This is a genomic window from Stenotrophomonas sp. Steno-Z10-BAI (assembly GCF_056393115.1).
This window is the reverse complement of sequence record NZ_JBWJOZ010000002.1, coordinates 308,465-323,690: the sequence shown is the minus strand read 5'-3', so window position 1 is coordinate 323,690 and position 15,226 is coordinate 308,465. Positions and strand designations below refer to the sequence as shown.

Below are 15,226 nucleotides of genomic sequence, written 5' to 3'. Positions count from 1 at the left end.
GTCAGTTCTCCTGCCCAGCATCGGTGACGACCACCGCGACCGGCACCAGCTTGATGCGGGCGGCATCGGCCGGCGGCGTGAACTGGAAGGCGGTCGCGGGCACGGCGCTGCGGGTGTCCCAGCGCAGGTGGGCGCGGTACTGCGGCAGCGCCGGATCATCCAGTGAGGTGATCACCAGCTTCTTCGGCAATGCGGTGGCCTTGCTGACCCACAGCTGCCAGTCCACGCCGTCCTGCTTGAACGCGTACTGCTCGATCGGCTCGCCGTCCACCGTGCCACCGCCGATGTGCAGCGCGCCACGGATGGCGGTTTTGGGCGCCTTGTCGGTGCCCCACAGGAACATGTCGGCCAGCGGCATGTCGATGCCATAGCGGGCGGCGGCATCCTCCACCAGTTCGCCCAGCGTGCTGTTCAGTCCGTCCACCTGGGCGTAGTACTTCAGGCGCGGCGAATACAGCGACAGCGCCTTGCCGTCGTAGAACAGCTGGCGCAACTGACGATCGCTGCGCAGCTCCAGGAACAGCTGGTTCGGGGCGCGCACCTTGTAGGTCACCACGCCATCCAGTTCCACCTTCTGGCCGTCTTCCAGCACGATCTCGGTGCTGGCGTCGGAGCTCAGCGAGAACTGCTTGAGCGCACGCAGCGCAGCGCCCATGCGGTCCAGGGCGGCCAACGCCTCGGGATCGCGCTCGGGGGCGTCGGCCGGTGCAGCCGGGGGCGGTGCGGCAGTGGCAACACGGGTAGCGCCGTGCGCGACGGGCACCAGCGCGGCCAGCATCAGGCAGGCCGACCACGCAACCGGGGGAATGGCAGAGGACATGACCGTTACTCCATGGCACGGTAAACAGGTGGCCGCCGGCAGGCGGCCGGGATCAGAAGCCGCCGCTGATCGACAGACTCCACGGGTCGCCTTCGAAGCGGTTCTTGACGCTGAATTCGCCGACATAGCGGAACGACACATCCACATGCTCGCCGCCGGACCATTTCTTGCCGTAGGTCAGCACCGGGCCGATACCGAACGAGCGGCCTTTGAAGCCCCCCAGGCGGTCGGCGGTGTCGCCCTTGTCGTCCTGCAGCTGCTGGATCCAGCCACCGGCGGCCCCGAACCCCCAGCCACTGGCGGTGCGCTTGACCAGCAGCGCATCGGCCCGTGCGACCACGCCGTTCTTGTAGTCGGTATCGTCGTTGCGGGTGTACCAGTCGGTGGCGCCCAGCACGCTGAATTCCAGCGTGCCCTTCTGGAACAGGTGCGTGTAGCCCACGCTGGGCGAGAACGTCCAGATGTTCATGCCCGGATTGGCCAACCGGTTCGGGTCGTACTTGGCGGTGGGCGCATACACGTACACACCGAAGGAAAGGTGCTGCACCTCGCTGATGTGGAACCCGGCGATCACCGGGGCGAAGTACACGTCGAACAGGTTGGAGGCATGGTCCTTGGTCTGGAAGCGGTTGCCCAGCGGGCCTGCCAGGTTGGCGGTGACCTCGGCATCGATGTACGGCACGGTCAGCATGGAAGCGAAGTTCCAGCGCCCGGGCTTGGTCGGCCACACGCACACCCCGGTGGCAGCGGTCAGGTTCACGTCGGCCTCCAGGCCCAGCGAGATCTGCCCGGCGATGGGCGCGGGGCGGTCGCCGCTGATCTTGCCGTTGTAGCGGATGTAGCTCAGCGACCACTGCATGCCCGGCTCCGGTGGAATCACACCGGCGTACGAGGTGATCTGCATGCCGGTGATCGAGCGCCCCAGCGCGCCCTCGGTCGCCCATGCCGGCGCGGCGGACAGTGCAGCCAGCGAGCCCAGCGCGAGGGCCAGTGGCCAGCGACGCGGCAGGCGGAGAAAGGACATGGTCATGCGGTGGCCCTCCGGCACGGGTGCAGGTTCATGGATACGCACCTCACAGCGGCTCCGGCTCCGGCGCCGGCCGCGTGGCACGCTGACGTTCGCGGACATCGGCGATGTCGCGCTCCAGGAAGTAGTTCAGGAACGTGCGGATCACCGCGATCGCGGCCAGCTGCCCGATCGCGTCCCAGCTGGTGTAGATCGACGATTCGATGATGTCCGCCGAGAGCTGCATGGTCAGCCCGGCCACCAGCCAGCGCCCGTACCCCAACCACAGGTCGCGGCGCTCGACGTTGGTCAGATGGCCGCGCAGCGCCAGCCGCACGGCCCTCACGAACACCACCACGGTGGCCATCGCGATCAGCACCAGGGCCATCGCGTCGATGATCACCACCACCGGTTCGGTGATGGCGATCAGCCACGCCTTGAGAGGAAGCATCGTCGGGGCTCCGGTAGGCATCGCAGTGCGGGGGGTTCGGGTTCATCCGCGCTCCACGCAGCGGAAGCCGAGGTGGCAGGTGGAGGTATCGATCGGCTGCGCCATGCGCGCCGCAGGCCGGTAGCGCCTGCAGTAGTTCGGCGCGCACAGGTGTGAGCCTCCTTTCATCACCCGGCGCGGAACCGCGCTTCGATCGCGCGGGTCGTGGCTGCGCTCACGCAGCCCGCCGCGCGGATTGTCGATCGCGCAGCACGGCTTGCCCTGCAGCTGGTCATGCTGCTGATACCAGTCACGGGTCCATTCCCAGACGTTGCCGATCATGTCGTACAGCCCGTATCCGTTGGGCGGATAGCTGCCGACCGGTGACGTCCAGCGGTGGCCGTCCTCCTCCAGGCTCTGCCAAGGAAATTCGCCCTGCCAGGTATTGGCCTGGTGGCGGCCGCCGGGGATGAAGGTGTCGCCCCAGGCGAACTCACCACTCTGCTGGCCGCCACGCGCCGCGAATTCCCACTCGGCCTCGGTCGGCAGGTCCTTGTCCATCCACCGGGCATAGGCCAGCGCGTCGGCGAAGGTGACGTGGACCACCGGGTGATCCTCCAGGCCCTGCAGGCTGGACAGCGGACCGCGGGGATGCCGCCAGTCGGCCCCGGGAATGTAGTGCCACCAGTTGTGTGTGTTGCCCATGTCCACCGGGTGCGGCGGCTGCACGAACACCACCGAGGCCGGTTGCAGCAGCGCCGGGTCCGCACCCGGATAGTCACGCGGGTCGGCTGCCTGCTCGGCTGCGGTGACGTGGCCGGTGGCCCGGATGAAGCGGGCGAACTCCCGGTTGGTCACCGGGTAGCGATCGATCCGGAACCGCCCTACCCGCGCTTTGTGCGCCGGGCGCTCTTCGGGATAGTGATCGTTGGAGCCCATGCTGAAGACCCCGCCGGCCAGCTCGATCATGCTATCGGCCACGACACTCATGCGAACGGTGCCACGTTGAAGGTCATGCTGACGATCGCCAGCAGGCCCAGCAGCCACAGCAGGCCGGCGGTGATCAGGGTCAGCGAGATCGGGTAGTGACTCTCCCCGTGGATCAGGCCTTCGCGGATCATCTCCTCGCGCTCGGCACGCAGGCCCTGCATGTAGCGGATGTGATAGAGGATGCCGAGGGTCAGCAGAACCATGCCGAGGCCGACCAGCGCGATGCCGAAGTTGCGTGGCGCATGCGGGCGCAGGCCAACGCCGGGCACCTCCAGCATGTGGCCGAAGAACTGATAGATGGTGAAACCGAAGCCGATCAGCGACAGCGCCGTGCGGATGATCGACATCAGCGTGCGATCCGCGCTCATGCGCGTGCGCTGGAATGACATCCCGGTGCGCCGCGAGGAAAGCTCCATCGAGGTGGCATCGGCACCGCCCAGCAGCGTCTTGGCCTGCTCGATGGTGAGCGCACGCTCGGTCAGCTGCTCGCGGGGGTCCTGGGCACTCATCGGCGGGTCGTCTCGTGAGGGGGTCATTTGCGGTGCAGGAAGTAGCTGGCGATGCGGGTGATCGGGCCGCGCAGGATCAGATACGGCAGGAACCCGAGCACGACCGCGATGACGAAGGCTTCCACCGGATACTTGAAACCGCCGAACATGCGGAACTGGTAGATCACATCCATGCCGACCCCCAGCAGAAGAATCCGGGCGGTCGCGGTGACCCCTTCGCGCCAGGCGACCAGCCGGTCACCCGCAGAGCTGTGCGCCATCAACCAGGCATAGGGCGCCTTGCCCGCCTTGGCATCCTTGATGCCATCGATCAACGCCGCGATCAGTGCCATCGTCGGCTGCAGGAAGAAGCGGAAGGTCATGGGGCCATCCGCGCGATCGATCATGTCGGTCCAGAAGCGCGTCAGAATATCGATCACCAGGAGCATGGGCGGGATCCTTGCGTCAGGCCTCCAGCTTGGGCGCCGCCCGGTAGCCACACAATCGAGTTGTTACTGCAACCTCCCCAGTATTTTTACTGCGTCCAACGCGTGGAAAGGCAGCGCTATGCTCAGCGACATCGCGTCCGCTGCCCGCTGCAGCCGCGCCTTCTCTTTCTTCGCCACGGGCTGCCCCCATGCACCTGGACCAGCACCATTACTCCCTGATGCGCGGCGGACTGGTGCACCGGCTGCTGCAGGCCGCCGGCATGCTGCGCGGCACCGCCCGGCTCTCGCTGTGGATCGCCGTGGCATTGGTGGTGATCTCGCTGGCGCCGTTGGTGGTGATGACCGCGCGCGCGGGCACCCTGTGGACGCCCCCGCCGGGCATGCCGCTGCTGGGCGACTACGCAACCCTCGCCCGCGTGCTGCTGGCGATGCCTCTGCTGGTGCTTGCCGCCCCGCGCTCGGACACCTTGCTGCGCAATGCGTTCCGCCAATTGACCCGCGCCGGCCTGGTGCCACCGCAGCGACAGGAAAGATTGGCCGCACTGCTGGCGAAGGTGCGCCGCTGGCGCGATGGCTGGTTGCCTGAAGCGCTCTGTGTGGTGATCGCATGGCTGCCGCTGCTGTTCGGCACGGACAGCGTGAGCCTGCTGCCGGGCGTCGCCGACTGGCGGCTGGAGCACGGTGCATTGACGGCCGCCGGACGCTGGTACGAATGGGTCGCCGTGCCGCTGTTCCGGCTGCTGGCCTTGCTCTGGCTGTGGCGCTTCGTGCTGTGGACCGGCCTGCTCTGGCGACTGCCGCGTGTAGGACTGGCACTGCACGCAGAGCACCCGGATGGCGCTGGCGGCCTGGCGTTCCTGGGCATGGCGCAGGAACGCTTCGCGGTGCTCGCCCTGGCCGGCGGCATTCTGGTCGCCGGTGCGTGCGTCAATCATGTTCACTATCTGGGCGAGAGTCTGTATGACCTGCGCCACCTGCTGGCCGGCTATGTCATCGGTGCCACGCTCCTGCTGGTGGCGCCGCTGCTGGTCATGATGCCAAGCATGATGCGGGCCAAGCGCCATGCGCTGTACCGCTTCGATGCGCTGGGCAATCGGGCCGCGGCGCTGTTCGACCAGCGCTGGCGATCAGGGTCACGACAGGGGGCCGACGCGGATTCCCTGTTGGACCATGGCGATGCATCCGCGTTCGCTGATTTCAGCGGCGTATACAAGGGCTTGGCCAGCATGTCGGTGCTGCCGTTGAACCGCTGGAATCTGCTGTGGATCGCCCTGCACGCCATCGTGCCTCTGCTGCCGCTGGTGCTGCTGGCGATGTCGGTGGATGAGCTGGCCCGCAAGCTGCTCGGCATCCTGGTCTGACTGCCCGCGCCAGTAGCGGGATCAGCCCTTGCGCGGGCCGCGCAGCGAGCGCGAGACGAACGATTCGCCCTTCAGGGCGGCCGCCACCGCCGGCAGCAGGTCATCGCCTGCGTCGGATTTGAGCACATAGCTGCACGCTCCCAGGCCCATCGCCTGCGTGACCATCTGGGGCTCGGCATGCACCGTGATGAACACCACGCCCAGCACAGGCCGCTGCAGGCGCAGCCGGCGCGCGGCTTCCAATCCGTTCATTTCCGGCATCGCGATATCGGTGACCACCACATCCGGCAACATGCTCTGCGCCGCCTGCACCAGCGAGGCGCCATCCTGGACCAGGCCAATCACCTGGAACTGCTGGGACAGCAGGCTACGCAGCTGCCGCCCCATCGCGCATCCATCCTCGGCCAGCAACACACGGACAGCATTCATCGCACTCGCCCGCTCGATGCCTGCCACGATGATGTGGCCGGACACAGTACGGTAACAAGGGAAAAACAACCGTTGGCGGGCAAGTAAATCTACTTGCCCACCCGCAGGCGGGCGGCCTAGTGGCGGATCAGACCTTCCAACTCGGCCTTGCGCACCAGCTCCAGCGTGCCGTGTACGCCCAGTTCCTGCATGATCGCGTACTTGTGCGATTCGATCGTCCGCACCGATACCCCAAGCTCGTAAGCGATCTGCTTGGAGCGCAGGCCGCGCGCCACGTATTCCAGAATGCGCAGCTGCTTGTCGGTCAGTACATACTGGCAGCGACCCGATGCCACGATCGCGTTGGCCGCCAGTGTCGGCGTCACATACGTCTGGCCGTCCATCACCCCGTTGATCGCGCGGACCAGCTCGTCGCCGGCCGCACTTTTGAGAATATATCCCCGCGCGCCTGCCCGGATGGCCTCGGCCGCCATGCTGGATTCGTCGTGCATGGTGAGGAACACGAAGGGCGTCAGGCACCCCTCGCTGCGGGCCTGACGCATCACGTCGATGCCGCTGATACCGGGCATGCTGATGTCAGAGACGACCACGTCCGGCGATTCGCGGCGTAGCGAGTCCAGCAGTTCCTCGCCGGAGGACACCAGCACGATCGATTCGAAACAGTCCATCAGCAATCTTTCGATGCCCTGCGCCACCAGCATGTGGTCGTCAGCGACGACCACCTTGCGGAAGGGCACAGACACCGACTGCGCGCACGAAACGCTCATTGCACTGCCTCCATTGGCTTCAATCATCCCCTGATTGACCTGCCGGTGCACGGGTGCCTGATAACCAGCGCGAAGGCGCCCGCTCATGGCATCGCGGTGCAGCGGCAGCCTGCCGAACATGCGAGTCACCGCGTGATGGGGTCGTGATGCGAGGCACACTGTTTCATCCGCCCAGGGACACGCTGTTCAGCCCTGCATTCAGCGTCGCAGGGTGTCTCGCGGACATTCACCGAAGACATTTCGATACATCACGGAAAAGCGCCCGAGGTGCCCGAAGCCCAGTCGCAGCGCGATGTCGGTAACGCTGTCCTGGCAGTCCGCGTGCAGCAGCGCGCTGCGGGCCTGATTCAACCGGGCCAGTTGATGCCAATGACAGGGGCCGTGTCCGTAGGCATCACGGAACAGGCGTTCCACCTGGCGTTCGCCCACCCCCAGCGCCAGCGAGAGCGCGCGGCTGTCGAAGGGGCGATCCAGCTGCGCTTTCAGGTAGTCCTCTGCCCGGCGTACCACGGCATCGCGCTGGCGTTCGATCCAGCTCGGGTCCGCGCCTCGCGATGGCCCGGTGTCAGTCACGCTGACCGCGTCCACGAACGCCCCGAGCAGCAGGGCCGATTGCGCTGCCACCTGTTCCGGCGTGACCAGTCCCTCCCCATGGGCGGCCGCCTCCAGCGCCTTGGAAACGCCGTAGCGCAGGTTCCACGCATCGGCAGGCGCGGCAGCGCGGCTGCACCACCCGCTGCGCGGCAACCGCAGTTCGCGCCCCATTCTGGCCACGGCTTCACGCTGCAGCACGTCACGCGGGATCAGCAGCACCGCCCATTGCCAGCCACCAGGACGCGGCCGCACGTTGAGTTCGCTGTCCTCGGCGAACACCATCACCTGCCCGGCCGGGACCCAGCGTCCGTTGGCCCACATCGGCTGCTCGCAGGAGACGGCCATCGCCAGGGCGATCACGCCCTGCCCGAAGCTGCCACTGGCGAAGATCGGCAGCGAGTACGCGCCACTGTCCAGGCTGAATTCGGGAAAGACCAACCGCTGTAGACACGCGCGGAAGTGCCCGGCAGCCAGCAGGCGCTGCTCGAAGCGGGTGTCGCGCACCACCCCGCCACCGCGCGGCGAGATCGGCCAGACCACCCGCGACCTGCTGCGCATGCAGGCCCAGGGCACCCATGCCGGGGCACGGCTGCCGATCCTGGGTGACCAGGCCGCCGCCAGCTACGCGCGCTACCTCAAGAGCTTCGAGCACGAGATTCCCGAGTTCCTCAAGACCAGCGTCAAGAAGGACGTCGCGGACACCAACTAAGGAGGGCAAGGCCATGCACCACTCCAGCGCCTACGCACCCCGGCCGTCCCGACGGCGGCTGCGCGGCGGGATGTCGGTCACCATGATGCTGGTGCTGCTTGGCCTGGTCGGCATGCTCGGCCTGGTCGAAGTGGGCTATCTGTACTGGGCCAAGCGCGATGCGCAGAAGGTGGTGGACCTGGCCTCGATGGCCGGCGCGCAGCGGCTGGACCTGTGCAATTCCAACCGCACGGACAACAGCGCCGCCCGCGGCAACGCGCAGAAGGACAACGGCTTCACCGGCACGCTGGCGATCCAGTGCGGCAACTGGAACCCGAGCCGCGGTGCGGACGATCATTTCAGCATGATCCTGGACGCGGCCAGCCCGCTCAACGCGGTCAAAGTGGTCGCGACGCGCTCGGTCGTGCCGTTCTTCGGCCAGAACACGCGCCTGCCCACGCTGCGTGCGGAGGCCGTGGCGACCCGCGCCCCGCCGATCGCGGTGTTCTCGGTGGGCTCGCAGTTGCTGCGGGTCAATGGCACGACGCCGTTGGGCAACGTGCTCAATCTGGTGGGTGTCAATCTGGACCGGACCACCCTGCTTGGCTATGACGGATTGGCCCAGGCGAAGGTCAGCCCGGGCGGCCTGCTGCAGGCACTGGGAATTCCAGTCAACGCAAATATCGGCGTCGCCGAGTTCAACGCACTGCTGGCCGCAAACCGGGTCTCGCTCGGGCAGCTGCTGGATGCCACGGCCACCGTGCTGACCAACAGGGGTGTCGCCAACGTGGACCTGAGTGCACTGCGCAATGCACTCGCGGCAAAGCTCGATCTCAACCGACTCACTATCCAGCTGGGCAGCACCGATGCCGCGGGCGGCCTGTTCGCACACATCGTGGCTCCCGAAGGCCCGGCAGCGCCGGCACTGCAGGCCGACGTCAGCGCATTGGACCTGATCACCACCAGCATCAGCATCGCCAATGGCGGCAACGGGGTCACGGTCAACAATCTGGACATCCTTGGCATGGTCAAAACGCAGGCGGCGATCATTGAACCGCCGTCCATCGCCATCGGCGGTGTCGGCACGCGCGCCTACAATGCGCAGGTCCGGCTGAAGATCAATATCGATACCGGCGGCCTGGCGCTGCTCGGCCCCATCCTCAATACGCTGGGCATCCGTCTGAACCTGCCGATCTATGCCGATGTGACCAACGCGATGGGCACGCTGGAAGCACTGAACTGTGGCGCCACCCCGCCAACGGCCACGGTGCGGGTGCAGTCGTCGCTGCTGCGCGCCTGCGTCGGCCGTGTGGATGCGGCCAGTCAGTTTTCGCAGCGCAACGTGTGCGATACCGGGCTGCAGAACGAGCAGCTGCTGACCCTGCTGGGGGCGCCGCTGGTCACCGACAAGATTTCCCTCACTGCGCTCACCCACGATGAAGCCATCACCCTGGCCGCCGGAGAGACCGCGTCCACTTACTTCAACCAGGCGCAGGTCGGATCGGCCGTCTCAGGCCTGGTGAGCGAGCTGCTGCGCGTTCTGAGCAACGTGGTCACCCCGGGCAAGCAGGGCACCACCGACGCTGCTATCGCCAATCGATTGGCGGACCAGTATCTCAAGGCGGCCAATCCGGGTAATGGGTTCTACGATGCCAAGAAGACCATCGAGCTGCTGCGCCATGGTGATCCGGTGCATGGCGTCGGTGCATTGGGCGACTGGACTGTACCCAATGGCGTGCCGTTCGCATGCGGGATTCTGTATCTCGATACCTGTTTCAAGGCGGGATCCGTCTGGGACGGCTACAACGCTACGGTCACCGGCGAAGGCATGGGAGCATTGAGCGGCCTGCTCGGCTCTCTGCTTGGCGGCTTGGTGATCAACCGCTGCAACAGCCTGCTCAGCAGCCTGCTCAACTACAACAACTGCGTGAAATCCAACCTGGCCTCCTACATGCAGACCCGGCCCGGCGGCCTGCAGGACCTCGGCGGCGGCACCGGGGTGACCGACCCCGGCACCGACCAGGTCCGCTGCAGCGGCCTGCTGTGCCTGGCACTGACCCCGGTGCTGGAGACCCTCAAGCCGCTCCTCAACGGCGTCGGCACCCTGCTCTCGCAGACCCTGGCCCAGATACTCGGGCTGGAGCTGGGCCGGACCGACGTGCACATGCAGTCCATCCAGTGCACCCCGGCGCAGTTGGTTTATTGACGCTGCGGCGGAGTGCAGACCACGCGATTGTGCGTGCTAGACTCCGGCGGGGACTTTACTTCACTGATAATCCACTCGTGGATGGCCTGAATATGCGAGAGAGAAAAGGGGTTGGTTCCATCGTCGCGCACGCGCTGACCGGTGGGATTGTGTTGCTGCTGACGTTGAGCGTGGTCCCGCAGGCCCTGGCCGCGCGCGCACCGCGTGCCGAGCCGGCCGTGGATGCCGCTGCGCGCCCGGCGCCGGTGGTCCGCAATACCGTGGATGAACTGCGTCAGCTGGTCGATTCCAAGCAGCTCACCGAGCTGCGCACCACCTATAACGGCAGTTATGGTGCCAGCCTGCTGTTCAATACCAGCACGCTGAACTATTACGTGGCGCTGTTCCACGAGAAGGATTTCTGGCGCGTGATCAAGACCGATTCGGTCGACAATGCCGAGAAGGTCTACCGCACATTCGTCGAGCAGACCGAGCAGCTGGCCCAGGTGTATATCGACACCACCCGCCTGCAGGCCGGCAAGCGCTATACCGAGAATCTGGTCGCTTACAACGAAGAGCGGCTGCGCAGCCTGCAGCAGGAAGCAGATCTCCAGCGCCAACAGTCGTTGCAGGTCAGCGCTTCGCTGGAACAGGCCAAGCAGCAGGCGGTCAGCCTGAGCACGGACCTGCGCAGCAGCCACAGCGAACTGGACGCGCTCAACCAGCGCATCCAGACATTGCAGGCCCAGCAGCTGAACCCGGCACTATCGCTGCCATCGGCCGAGACGGCCACGCCGGACCCTACCCAGCAGGGCAACCCCGGCAACCCGTAACGGCATGACGCCCTGTAGTTGCAGGGCACGTGACAGACGGCGCCGAGGGCGCCGTCGTTCTTTCCGGTGCAGTACCCTTGGTGGCGCAGACGTACTGCGCATCAGCAAGGAGTGCACCATGCCCGTTCCACGCCCCCGTAGCGCCCTGTCCCGCGCGCGCGCCGCCCTGGTGTCCTCCCGCACACGGCTGGCCGCGGCCTTGGTTGCCGCGCTCGCCCTGCCGGTCGCCGCCCCTGCCGCCCCGGCCCCGCCCGCATCGCCGCCACTGTCGGCCGAAGCGTCCGATCCCAGGCGGCTGGGCTGGATGCAGGGCGCGCCGCCGCCGGAAGACAAGCGCATCCGTTACACGGATGACGACTATTTCAGCTTCCCCAAGCTGCGCTGGACGGCCTGCCATTTCCGCCAGTTGATGCCCACCGTGGGCGTCAGCCGGGGACCGGGTGCCGCGCATGACCTGCCGCGTCGGCTGGATGCCGCGATCGACGCGCTGTCGTTCACGCCCACCGGCACCAACCGTCAGATGACCTGGGCACAGTCGCTGTCGGCCAACTACACCGACGGCATCGTGGTGCTGCACGACGGGGTGGTGGTCTACGAACGTTACAGCGGCTGCCTGGACGAGCACGGCCAGCACGGTGCGATGTCCGTCAGCAAGTCGATGACCGGCCTGCTCGGCGAGATGCTGGTCGCCGAGGGGGTGATCGATGAAACCCAGCGCGTCAGCGCGATTGTTCCCGAGCTGAAGGACAGTGCGTTCGGCGATGCCACGGTCAAGCAGGTACTGGAGATGACCACGGCACTGCGCTACAGCGAAGACTACGCCGACCCCAACGCCGAGGTCTGGGCGTTTTCCGCCGCGGGCAGCACCCTGCCCCCTGCCCCCGGCTACACCGGGCCGCGCAGCTATTACGATTACCTGCAGACCGTGCAGAAGCAGGGCCGCCACGGCGAGGCGTTCGGCTACAAAACGATCAATACGGACGCGCTGGGCTGGATCATCGCCCGGCGTACGGGGCAGTCGGTTGCACAGGTGCTGCAATCGCGGATCTGGCAACGCGTTGGCGCCGAGCAGGACGCGTACTACACCGTTGATTCCACCGGCACGCCGTTTGCGGGCGGCGGCTTCAATGCCGGCCTGCGTGATCTGGCCCGCGTCGGCCAACTGCTGCTTGACGATGGCAAGATCAACGGCCAGCCCATCGTGCCCGCCGCCGCCATCGCCCGTATCCGCGCTGGCGGCAACAAGCAGGCCTTCGCCAAGGCCGGCTATCCCCAGCTGCCGGGCTGGAGCTATCGCGGCATGTGGTGGATATCGCACAACGACCATGGCGCCTACATGGCGCGCGGCGTGCACGGCCAGGCGCTGTACATCGATCCCACCGCACGCGTGGTGATCGCGCGGTTCGGCTCGCACCCGGTGGCCGGCAACAGCGCCAATGACCCGACCACCCTGCCGGCGTTCGATGCCGTGGCGCGCTATCTGATGGACCGCCACTGACGGCAGTGACTGCCGACGATGCCTGCACCTCATCGGCAGGCATCGTGCACCAGGTCATCCATCCGCCGGCTCAGTGCCAGGCTCGGGCGGTCACCCGCCTTTGCGTAGGTTGCCTCGCGCTGGCGGCGCGCGGCATCGCACCGGAGCGGATCGGCATGTACCGAGATCACTGCGCCCCGGAAGGCGGGCGCCGGCCGCACGTTGCGGCGCGGCGACCGGCGCGGGCGCGCCGGTGCGGTCTCTGCGCGCCGTTTGGACTTGAGCTCCTGGCGAAGCGATTCGATGTACAACGCATTGGCGCGCGTATCCACAGGCGGCGGCATGTCACGGATGCGCTCGGTCCGGCCGCTGCACGGCGTGGACTGGTACTGACGGTTGCCTTCCACGACACAGGTGTGCACCTGCCGCGGAGAAGCCTCGCTCGCTGCAGCGCTCATCATGATGGCCAACATCCACACAGGCATGGCTCAGCTCCCTCCAGGAGGCTGCAGCATCTCCCCGGCCCATCATCCCCAGCCGTGACCTGCCGCACGCTGGACGCGCGACGCGGATGATCCCGACACGGAGTCAGTGCTACGCCCTACCCCGATCCTACGGCGTGGCGCCCACGTGCAGCTCGAGCACCTCATCGCCCAGCGCATCGATCTCACCGGTCGGCCGCCAGCCGAGATAACGATAGAACCCGTGCGAGCGCACCGCCGGATCCGCTGCACACCCCAGGATCAGCCGCGTATGGCCCGCCTCGACCAGATCGGCGATGGCCAGATCCAGCAAGTGCCGACCGATGCCCCGCCCTTCATAGGCCGGCAGCAACGCCAGGACCACGATCTCGCCGCCTTCGCGATCGCCAAAGCAATAGCCGACCAGCCGCCCGTCTTCGAGTGCGATATGCCCCGGCAATGCATCGTCACGGATACCGGCCGCCCAGCTGTCTTCGGTGATGCCCAGTTCGGCCAGCTGAGCGGCGGAGAAGGCGTTCTCGCGGGTGCGTCCGCGCAGATCGATGCAGGCAGCGGCGTCGTCTGGCAGCGCACGGCGGTAGTGAAGGTGATTTACCATGGCGCATGGATTGCAGTGAGTGTCAGGCGGTGAGCATACGCGAGCGCCGCCCTTCCGGCCGCATTGCCTCGGATAATGACGTCTGGCGCGACCCCCGGCTGCCTTGGGTTGAGTCACGCCGCGCGTGCAACAGCCGGGCCTGTTACCGCCCGCACAGTCATCCAACCTGGTCGATCGGCGCCGTGGACGCGGGTGAGAGCATTTTCAGCGGCGCGCCTGGCGGACAGCACCGCCTTCAACCAGGCACCTTGGTCATCGTGCCGGCGCACCGTGTACACGCCTGCAATCCGGCGCCCAACACCGCCTGGAGCTATCAGATGCTGCATCTGGATGCGGCATGGGTGGCGGCAGTCACAGAAGACATGCAATCCATCGACAAAAGCGCCCCAACGGCGCCGCTGATCCGGATCGACCGCAGCCTTGCGCGCTACCGGACGTTCTGCGACATGAATGCCCTGCTGTTCTCCGGTGCCGATCCCGGAGAAAAAGAAGCAGCCATCGTCGCTTTCATCGACGATCTCGACGTCACTGCCGGGGCGCCGGTTCCCGCCCCGGACGCAAGCGCAGCGCAACACCGGCGACTGCAGCCAGCATTCGCCCTGCTGGATGCCGCGCCGATGTCGAGCGTGTCGCTGGCCGATCTGGCCACATGCACGGGGATGGACCGCTACGCGATGATCCGGGCGTTTCGCAAGGCCACTGGGCTGACGCCACATGCCTGGCAGCTCAATCGGCGGATCAATCTCGCCCGCGAGCGCCTTGCTCAAGGGCAACCGCTGGCCGAGGTCGCACACGCGCTCGGCTTTGCAGACCAGAGCCATTTCCAGCGCCTGTTCAAGGCTCACGCCGGTATTACGCCAGGCCGTTATCGCCGCTGAGTACTGCGCAATATCGTGCAATACATCAACCCGCAACACCGGCACAGTCAGGCGCCCCATTGAAGCCTGCCTACCCCCCATGGAACAGTTTCTGCTCGTTGCTGCCGTGCACTTTCTGGCGTTGCTGTCGCCCGGGCCGGACTTCTTTCTGATCACCCGCACCGCAATCCGTCAGGGCTGGCGTGTTGCAAGCGGCGCCTGCATCGGGGTTGCACTGGCCAATGGGGCCTATATTGCGCTGGCATTCTTCGGCGTCGCGGGGCTGCAGGCGGGCAGCGCGCTGTTTCAGGTGATCCAGATAGCGGGCTGCGCTTTCCTGCTCTACATCGGCCTGCTGTTCCTGCGCCATGCCGGGACCGCCTCACTGCGTCTGCCGGGTGAGCAACCGGCGGAGCTGTCCCGCCTGGCACAGCGTTCGGCGTGGTTCCGAGCCCTCGGACTGGGCGCCACCTCCGCCCTGCTCAACCCCAAGAACGCCTTGTTCTACGCCAGCTTGGCGGCCATGTTGGGTGGGCCGGACACTACCGCCGGAACACGGCTGTTCTATGCGGTGTGGATGTTCGCGGTGGTGCTCGGCTGGGACCTGTTGATGGCCGGTATGGTTGGGCGCGCGGCAGCGATGGGCCGGTTAAACGCAGCGCTGCCGTGGATCGAGCGCCTGTCTGGCGTGCTGCTGATCATCCTGGCACTGGCGGTATTGGGCGCGATTGTGATCTGAGCAGCTTCGACGCCTGTGACCCAGACGCAGCGG

The 15,226-nt window shown here is 66.6% G+C and carries 18 protein-coding genes; 7 read left to right on the top strand and 11 right to left on the bottom strand.

Annotation, left to right across the window (positions count from 1 at the left end):
- Position 1: 1 nt before the first annotated feature.
- Genes AC06E9_RS06430 through AC06E9_RS06405 form a run of 6 tightly spaced genes read right to left on the bottom strand, consistent with a single transcriptional unit; the run spans position 2 to position 4,183 of the window.
- Positions 2–820 carry a DUF2092 domain-containing protein gene (locus AC06E9_RS06430; RefSeq protein WP_183073645.1) on the bottom strand — a complete coding sequence of 273 codons (819 nt, stop codon included), beginning with the start codon at positions 818–820 and terminating at the stop codon, positions 2–4.
- A gap of 52 nt (positions 821–872) precedes the next feature.
- On the bottom strand, positions 873–1,850 hold the full coding sequence (locus tag AC06E9_RS06425) for a SphA family protein (protein WP_478055725.1): 978 nt from the start codon (positions 1,848–1,850) through the stop codon (positions 873–875).
- 43 nt (positions 1,851–1,893) lie between these two features.
- On the bottom strand, positions 1,894–2,277 hold the full coding sequence (locus tag AC06E9_RS06420) for a DUF1622 domain-containing protein (protein WP_121036991.1): 384 nt from the start codon (positions 2,275–2,277) through the stop codon (positions 1,894–1,896).
- Between the two features lie 42 nt (positions 2,278–2,319).
- Positions 2,320–3,246 (bottom strand): formylglycine-generating enzyme family protein, encoded by a 927-nt coding sequence (locus AC06E9_RS06415; protein WP_478049649.1) that lies wholly within the window; start codon positions 3,244–3,246, stop codon positions 2,320–2,322.
- Positions 3,243–3,755, bottom strand: a complete 513-nt coding sequence (locus AC06E9_RS06410) for a YidH family protein (RefSeq protein WP_102789330.1) — start codon at positions 3,753–3,755, stop codon at positions 3,243–3,245. The genes AC06E9_RS06415 and AC06E9_RS06410 overlap by 4 nt, the downstream gene beginning before the upstream one ends.
- Before the next feature lie 23 nt (positions 3,756–3,778).
- On the bottom strand, positions 3,779–4,183 hold the full coding sequence (locus tag AC06E9_RS06405) for a hypothetical protein (RefSeq protein WP_121036993.1): 405 nt from the start codon (positions 4,181–4,183) through the stop codon (positions 3,779–3,781).
- A gap of 188 nt (positions 4,184–4,371) precedes the next feature.
- Here AC06E9_RS06405 and AC06E9_RS06400 point away from each other — a divergent pair, with 188 nt between their 5' ends.
- Positions 4,372–5,544, top strand: a complete 1,173-nt coding sequence (locus tag AC06E9_RS06400; protein WP_121036994.1) for a hypothetical protein — start codon at positions 4,372–4,374, stop codon at positions 5,542–5,544.
- A 21-nt stretch (positions 5,545–5,565) separates the two neighbouring features.
- Here the strand turns inward: AC06E9_RS06400 and AC06E9_RS06395 are convergent, their stop codons facing one another.
- From AC06E9_RS06395 to AC06E9_RS06385, 3 genes are all read right to left on the bottom strand, one after another.
- Positions 5,566–5,973: a response regulator gene (locus AC06E9_RS06395; protein ID WP_147433834.1), complete on the bottom strand. Its 408-nt coding sequence runs from the start codon at positions 5,971–5,973 to the stop codon at positions 5,566–5,568.
- A 116-nt stretch (positions 5,974–6,089) separates the two neighbouring features.
- A complete protein-coding gene (locus AC06E9_RS06390; RefSeq protein ID WP_478049650.1) occupies positions 6,090–6,740 on the bottom strand; it encodes a response regulator in 651 nt (216 codons plus the stop codon).
- 198 nt (positions 6,741–6,938) lie between these two features.
- Entirely contained in the window at positions 6,939–7,838 is a 900-nt protein-coding gene (locus AC06E9_RS06385) for a helix-turn-helix domain-containing protein (protein ID WP_478055724.1), read from the bottom strand.
- On the opposite strand from AC06E9_RS06385, the gene AC06E9_RS06380 reads away from it, so the two are divergent.
- The 4 genes from AC06E9_RS06380 to AC06E9_RS06365 all read left to right on the top strand — a co-directional run bounded on the left by AC06E9_RS06380 (position 7,828) and on the right by AC06E9_RS06365 (position 12,538).
- Positions 7,828–8,043: a DUF3613 domain-containing protein gene (locus tag AC06E9_RS06380; protein WP_478055723.1), complete on the top strand. Its 216-nt coding sequence runs from the start codon at positions 7,828–7,830 to the stop codon at positions 8,041–8,043. The genes AC06E9_RS06385 and AC06E9_RS06380 overlap by 11 nt on opposite strands.
- 13 nt (positions 8,044–8,056) lie before the next feature.
- Positions 8,057–10,228 carry a TadG family pilus assembly protein gene (locus AC06E9_RS06375; RefSeq protein ID WP_478055722.1) on the top strand — a complete coding sequence of 724 codons (2,172 nt, stop codon included), beginning with the start codon at positions 8,057–8,059 and terminating at the stop codon, positions 10,226–10,228.
- A gap of 92 nt (positions 10,229–10,320) precedes the next feature.
- Positions 10,321–11,040 carry a DUF2968 domain-containing protein gene (locus AC06E9_RS06370; RefSeq protein ID WP_478055721.1) on the top strand — a complete coding sequence of 240 codons (720 nt, stop codon included), beginning with the start codon at positions 10,321–10,323 and terminating at the stop codon, positions 11,038–11,040.
- 118 nt (positions 11,041–11,158) lie between these two features.
- Positions 11,159–12,538, top strand: coding sequence for a serine hydrolase domain-containing protein (locus tag AC06E9_RS06365; protein ID WP_152151365.1), 1,380 nt, complete (start codon positions 11,159–11,161; stop codon positions 12,536–12,538).
- A 29-nt stretch (positions 12,539–12,567) separates the two neighbouring features.
- On the opposite strand, the gene AC06E9_RS06360 is transcribed toward AC06E9_RS06365, so the two are convergent.
- Both AC06E9_RS06360 and AC06E9_RS06355 read right to left on the bottom strand, forming a co-directional pair.
- Complete coding sequence (locus AC06E9_RS06360; protein ID WP_478055720.1) at positions 12,568–12,975, bottom strand: hypothetical protein; 408 nt, start codon at positions 12,973–12,975, stop codon at positions 12,568–12,570.
- 154 nt (positions 12,976–13,129) lie between these two features.
- Positions 13,130–13,597, bottom strand: coding sequence for a GNAT family N-acetyltransferase (locus tag AC06E9_RS06355; RefSeq protein ID WP_461769947.1), 468 nt, complete (start codon positions 13,595–13,597; stop codon positions 13,130–13,132).
- A 5-nt stretch (positions 13,598–13,602) separates the two neighbouring features.
- Here AC06E9_RS06355 and AC06E9_RS06350 point away from each other — a divergent pair, with 5 nt between their 5' ends.
- A complete protein-coding gene (locus tag AC06E9_RS06350; protein ID WP_478055719.1) occupies positions 13,603–14,475 on the top strand; it encodes an AraC family transcriptional regulator in 873 nt (290 codons plus the stop codon).
- A gap of 79 nt (positions 14,476–14,554) precedes the next feature.
- A complete protein-coding gene (locus AC06E9_RS06345; protein WP_478055718.1) occupies positions 14,555–15,193 on the top strand; it encodes a LysE family translocator in 639 nt (212 codons plus the stop codon).
- Positions 15,194–15,226: the final 33 nt, after the last annotated feature.

Coding starts and splice junctions, on each gene's coding strand:
- AC06E9_RS06430 (WP_183073645.1), bottom strand. CDS start 820: ATGTCCTCTGCCATTCCCCCGGTTGCGTGGTCGGCCTGCCTGATGCTG.
- AC06E9_RS06425 (WP_478055725.1), bottom strand. CDS start 1,850: ATGACCATGTCCTTTCTCCGCCTGCCGCGTCGCTGGCCACTGGCCCTC.
- AC06E9_RS06420 (WP_121036991.1), bottom strand. CDS start 2,277: ATGCTTCCTCTCAAGGCGTGGCTGATCGCCATCACCGAACCGGTGGTG.
- AC06E9_RS06415 (WP_478049649.1), bottom strand. CDS start 3,246: ATGAGTGTCGTGGCCGATAGCATGATCGAGCTGGCCGGCGGGGTCTTC.
- AC06E9_RS06410 (WP_102789330.1), bottom strand. CDS start 3,755: ATGAGTGCCCAGGACCCCCGCGAGCAGCTGACCGAGCGTGCGCTCACC.
- AC06E9_RS06405 (WP_121036993.1), bottom strand. CDS start 4,183: ATGCTCCTGGTGATCGATATTCTGACGCGCTTCTGGACCGACATGATC.
- AC06E9_RS06400 (WP_121036994.1), top strand. CDS start 4,372: ATGCACCTGGACCAGCACCATTACTCCCTGATGCGCGGCGGACTGGTG.
- AC06E9_RS06395 (WP_147433834.1), bottom strand. CDS start 5,973: ATGAATGCTGTCCGTGTGTTGCTGGCCGAGGATGGATGCGCGATGGGG.
- AC06E9_RS06390 (WP_478049650.1), bottom strand. CDS start 6,740: ATGAGCGTTTCGTGCGCGCAGTCGGTGTCTGTGCCCTTCCGCAAGGTG.
- AC06E9_RS06375 (WP_478055722.1), top strand. CDS start 8,057: ATGCACCACTCCAGCGCCTACGCACCCCGGCCGTCCCGACGGCGGCTG.
- AC06E9_RS06370 (WP_478055721.1), top strand. CDS start 10,321: ATGCGAGAGAGAAAAGGGGTTGGTTCCATCGTCGCGCACGCGCTGACC.
- AC06E9_RS06365 (WP_152151365.1), top strand. CDS start 11,159: ATGCCCGTTCCACGCCCCCGTAGCGCCCTGTCCCGCGCGCGCGCCGCC.
- AC06E9_RS06360 (WP_478055720.1), bottom strand. CDS start 12,975: ATGAGCGCTGCAGCGAGCGAGGCTTCTCCGCGGCAGGTGCACACCTGT.
- AC06E9_RS06355 (WP_461769947.1), bottom strand. CDS start 13,597: ATGGTAAATCACCTTCACTACCGCCGTGCGCTGCCAGACGACGCCGCT.
- AC06E9_RS06350 (WP_478055719.1), top strand. CDS start 13,603: ATGGATTGCAGTGAGTGTCAGGCGGTGAGCATACGCGAGCGCCGCCCT.
- AC06E9_RS06345 (WP_478055718.1), top strand. CDS start 14,555: ATGGAACAGTTTCTGCTCGTTGCTGCCGTGCACTTTCTGGCGTTGCTG.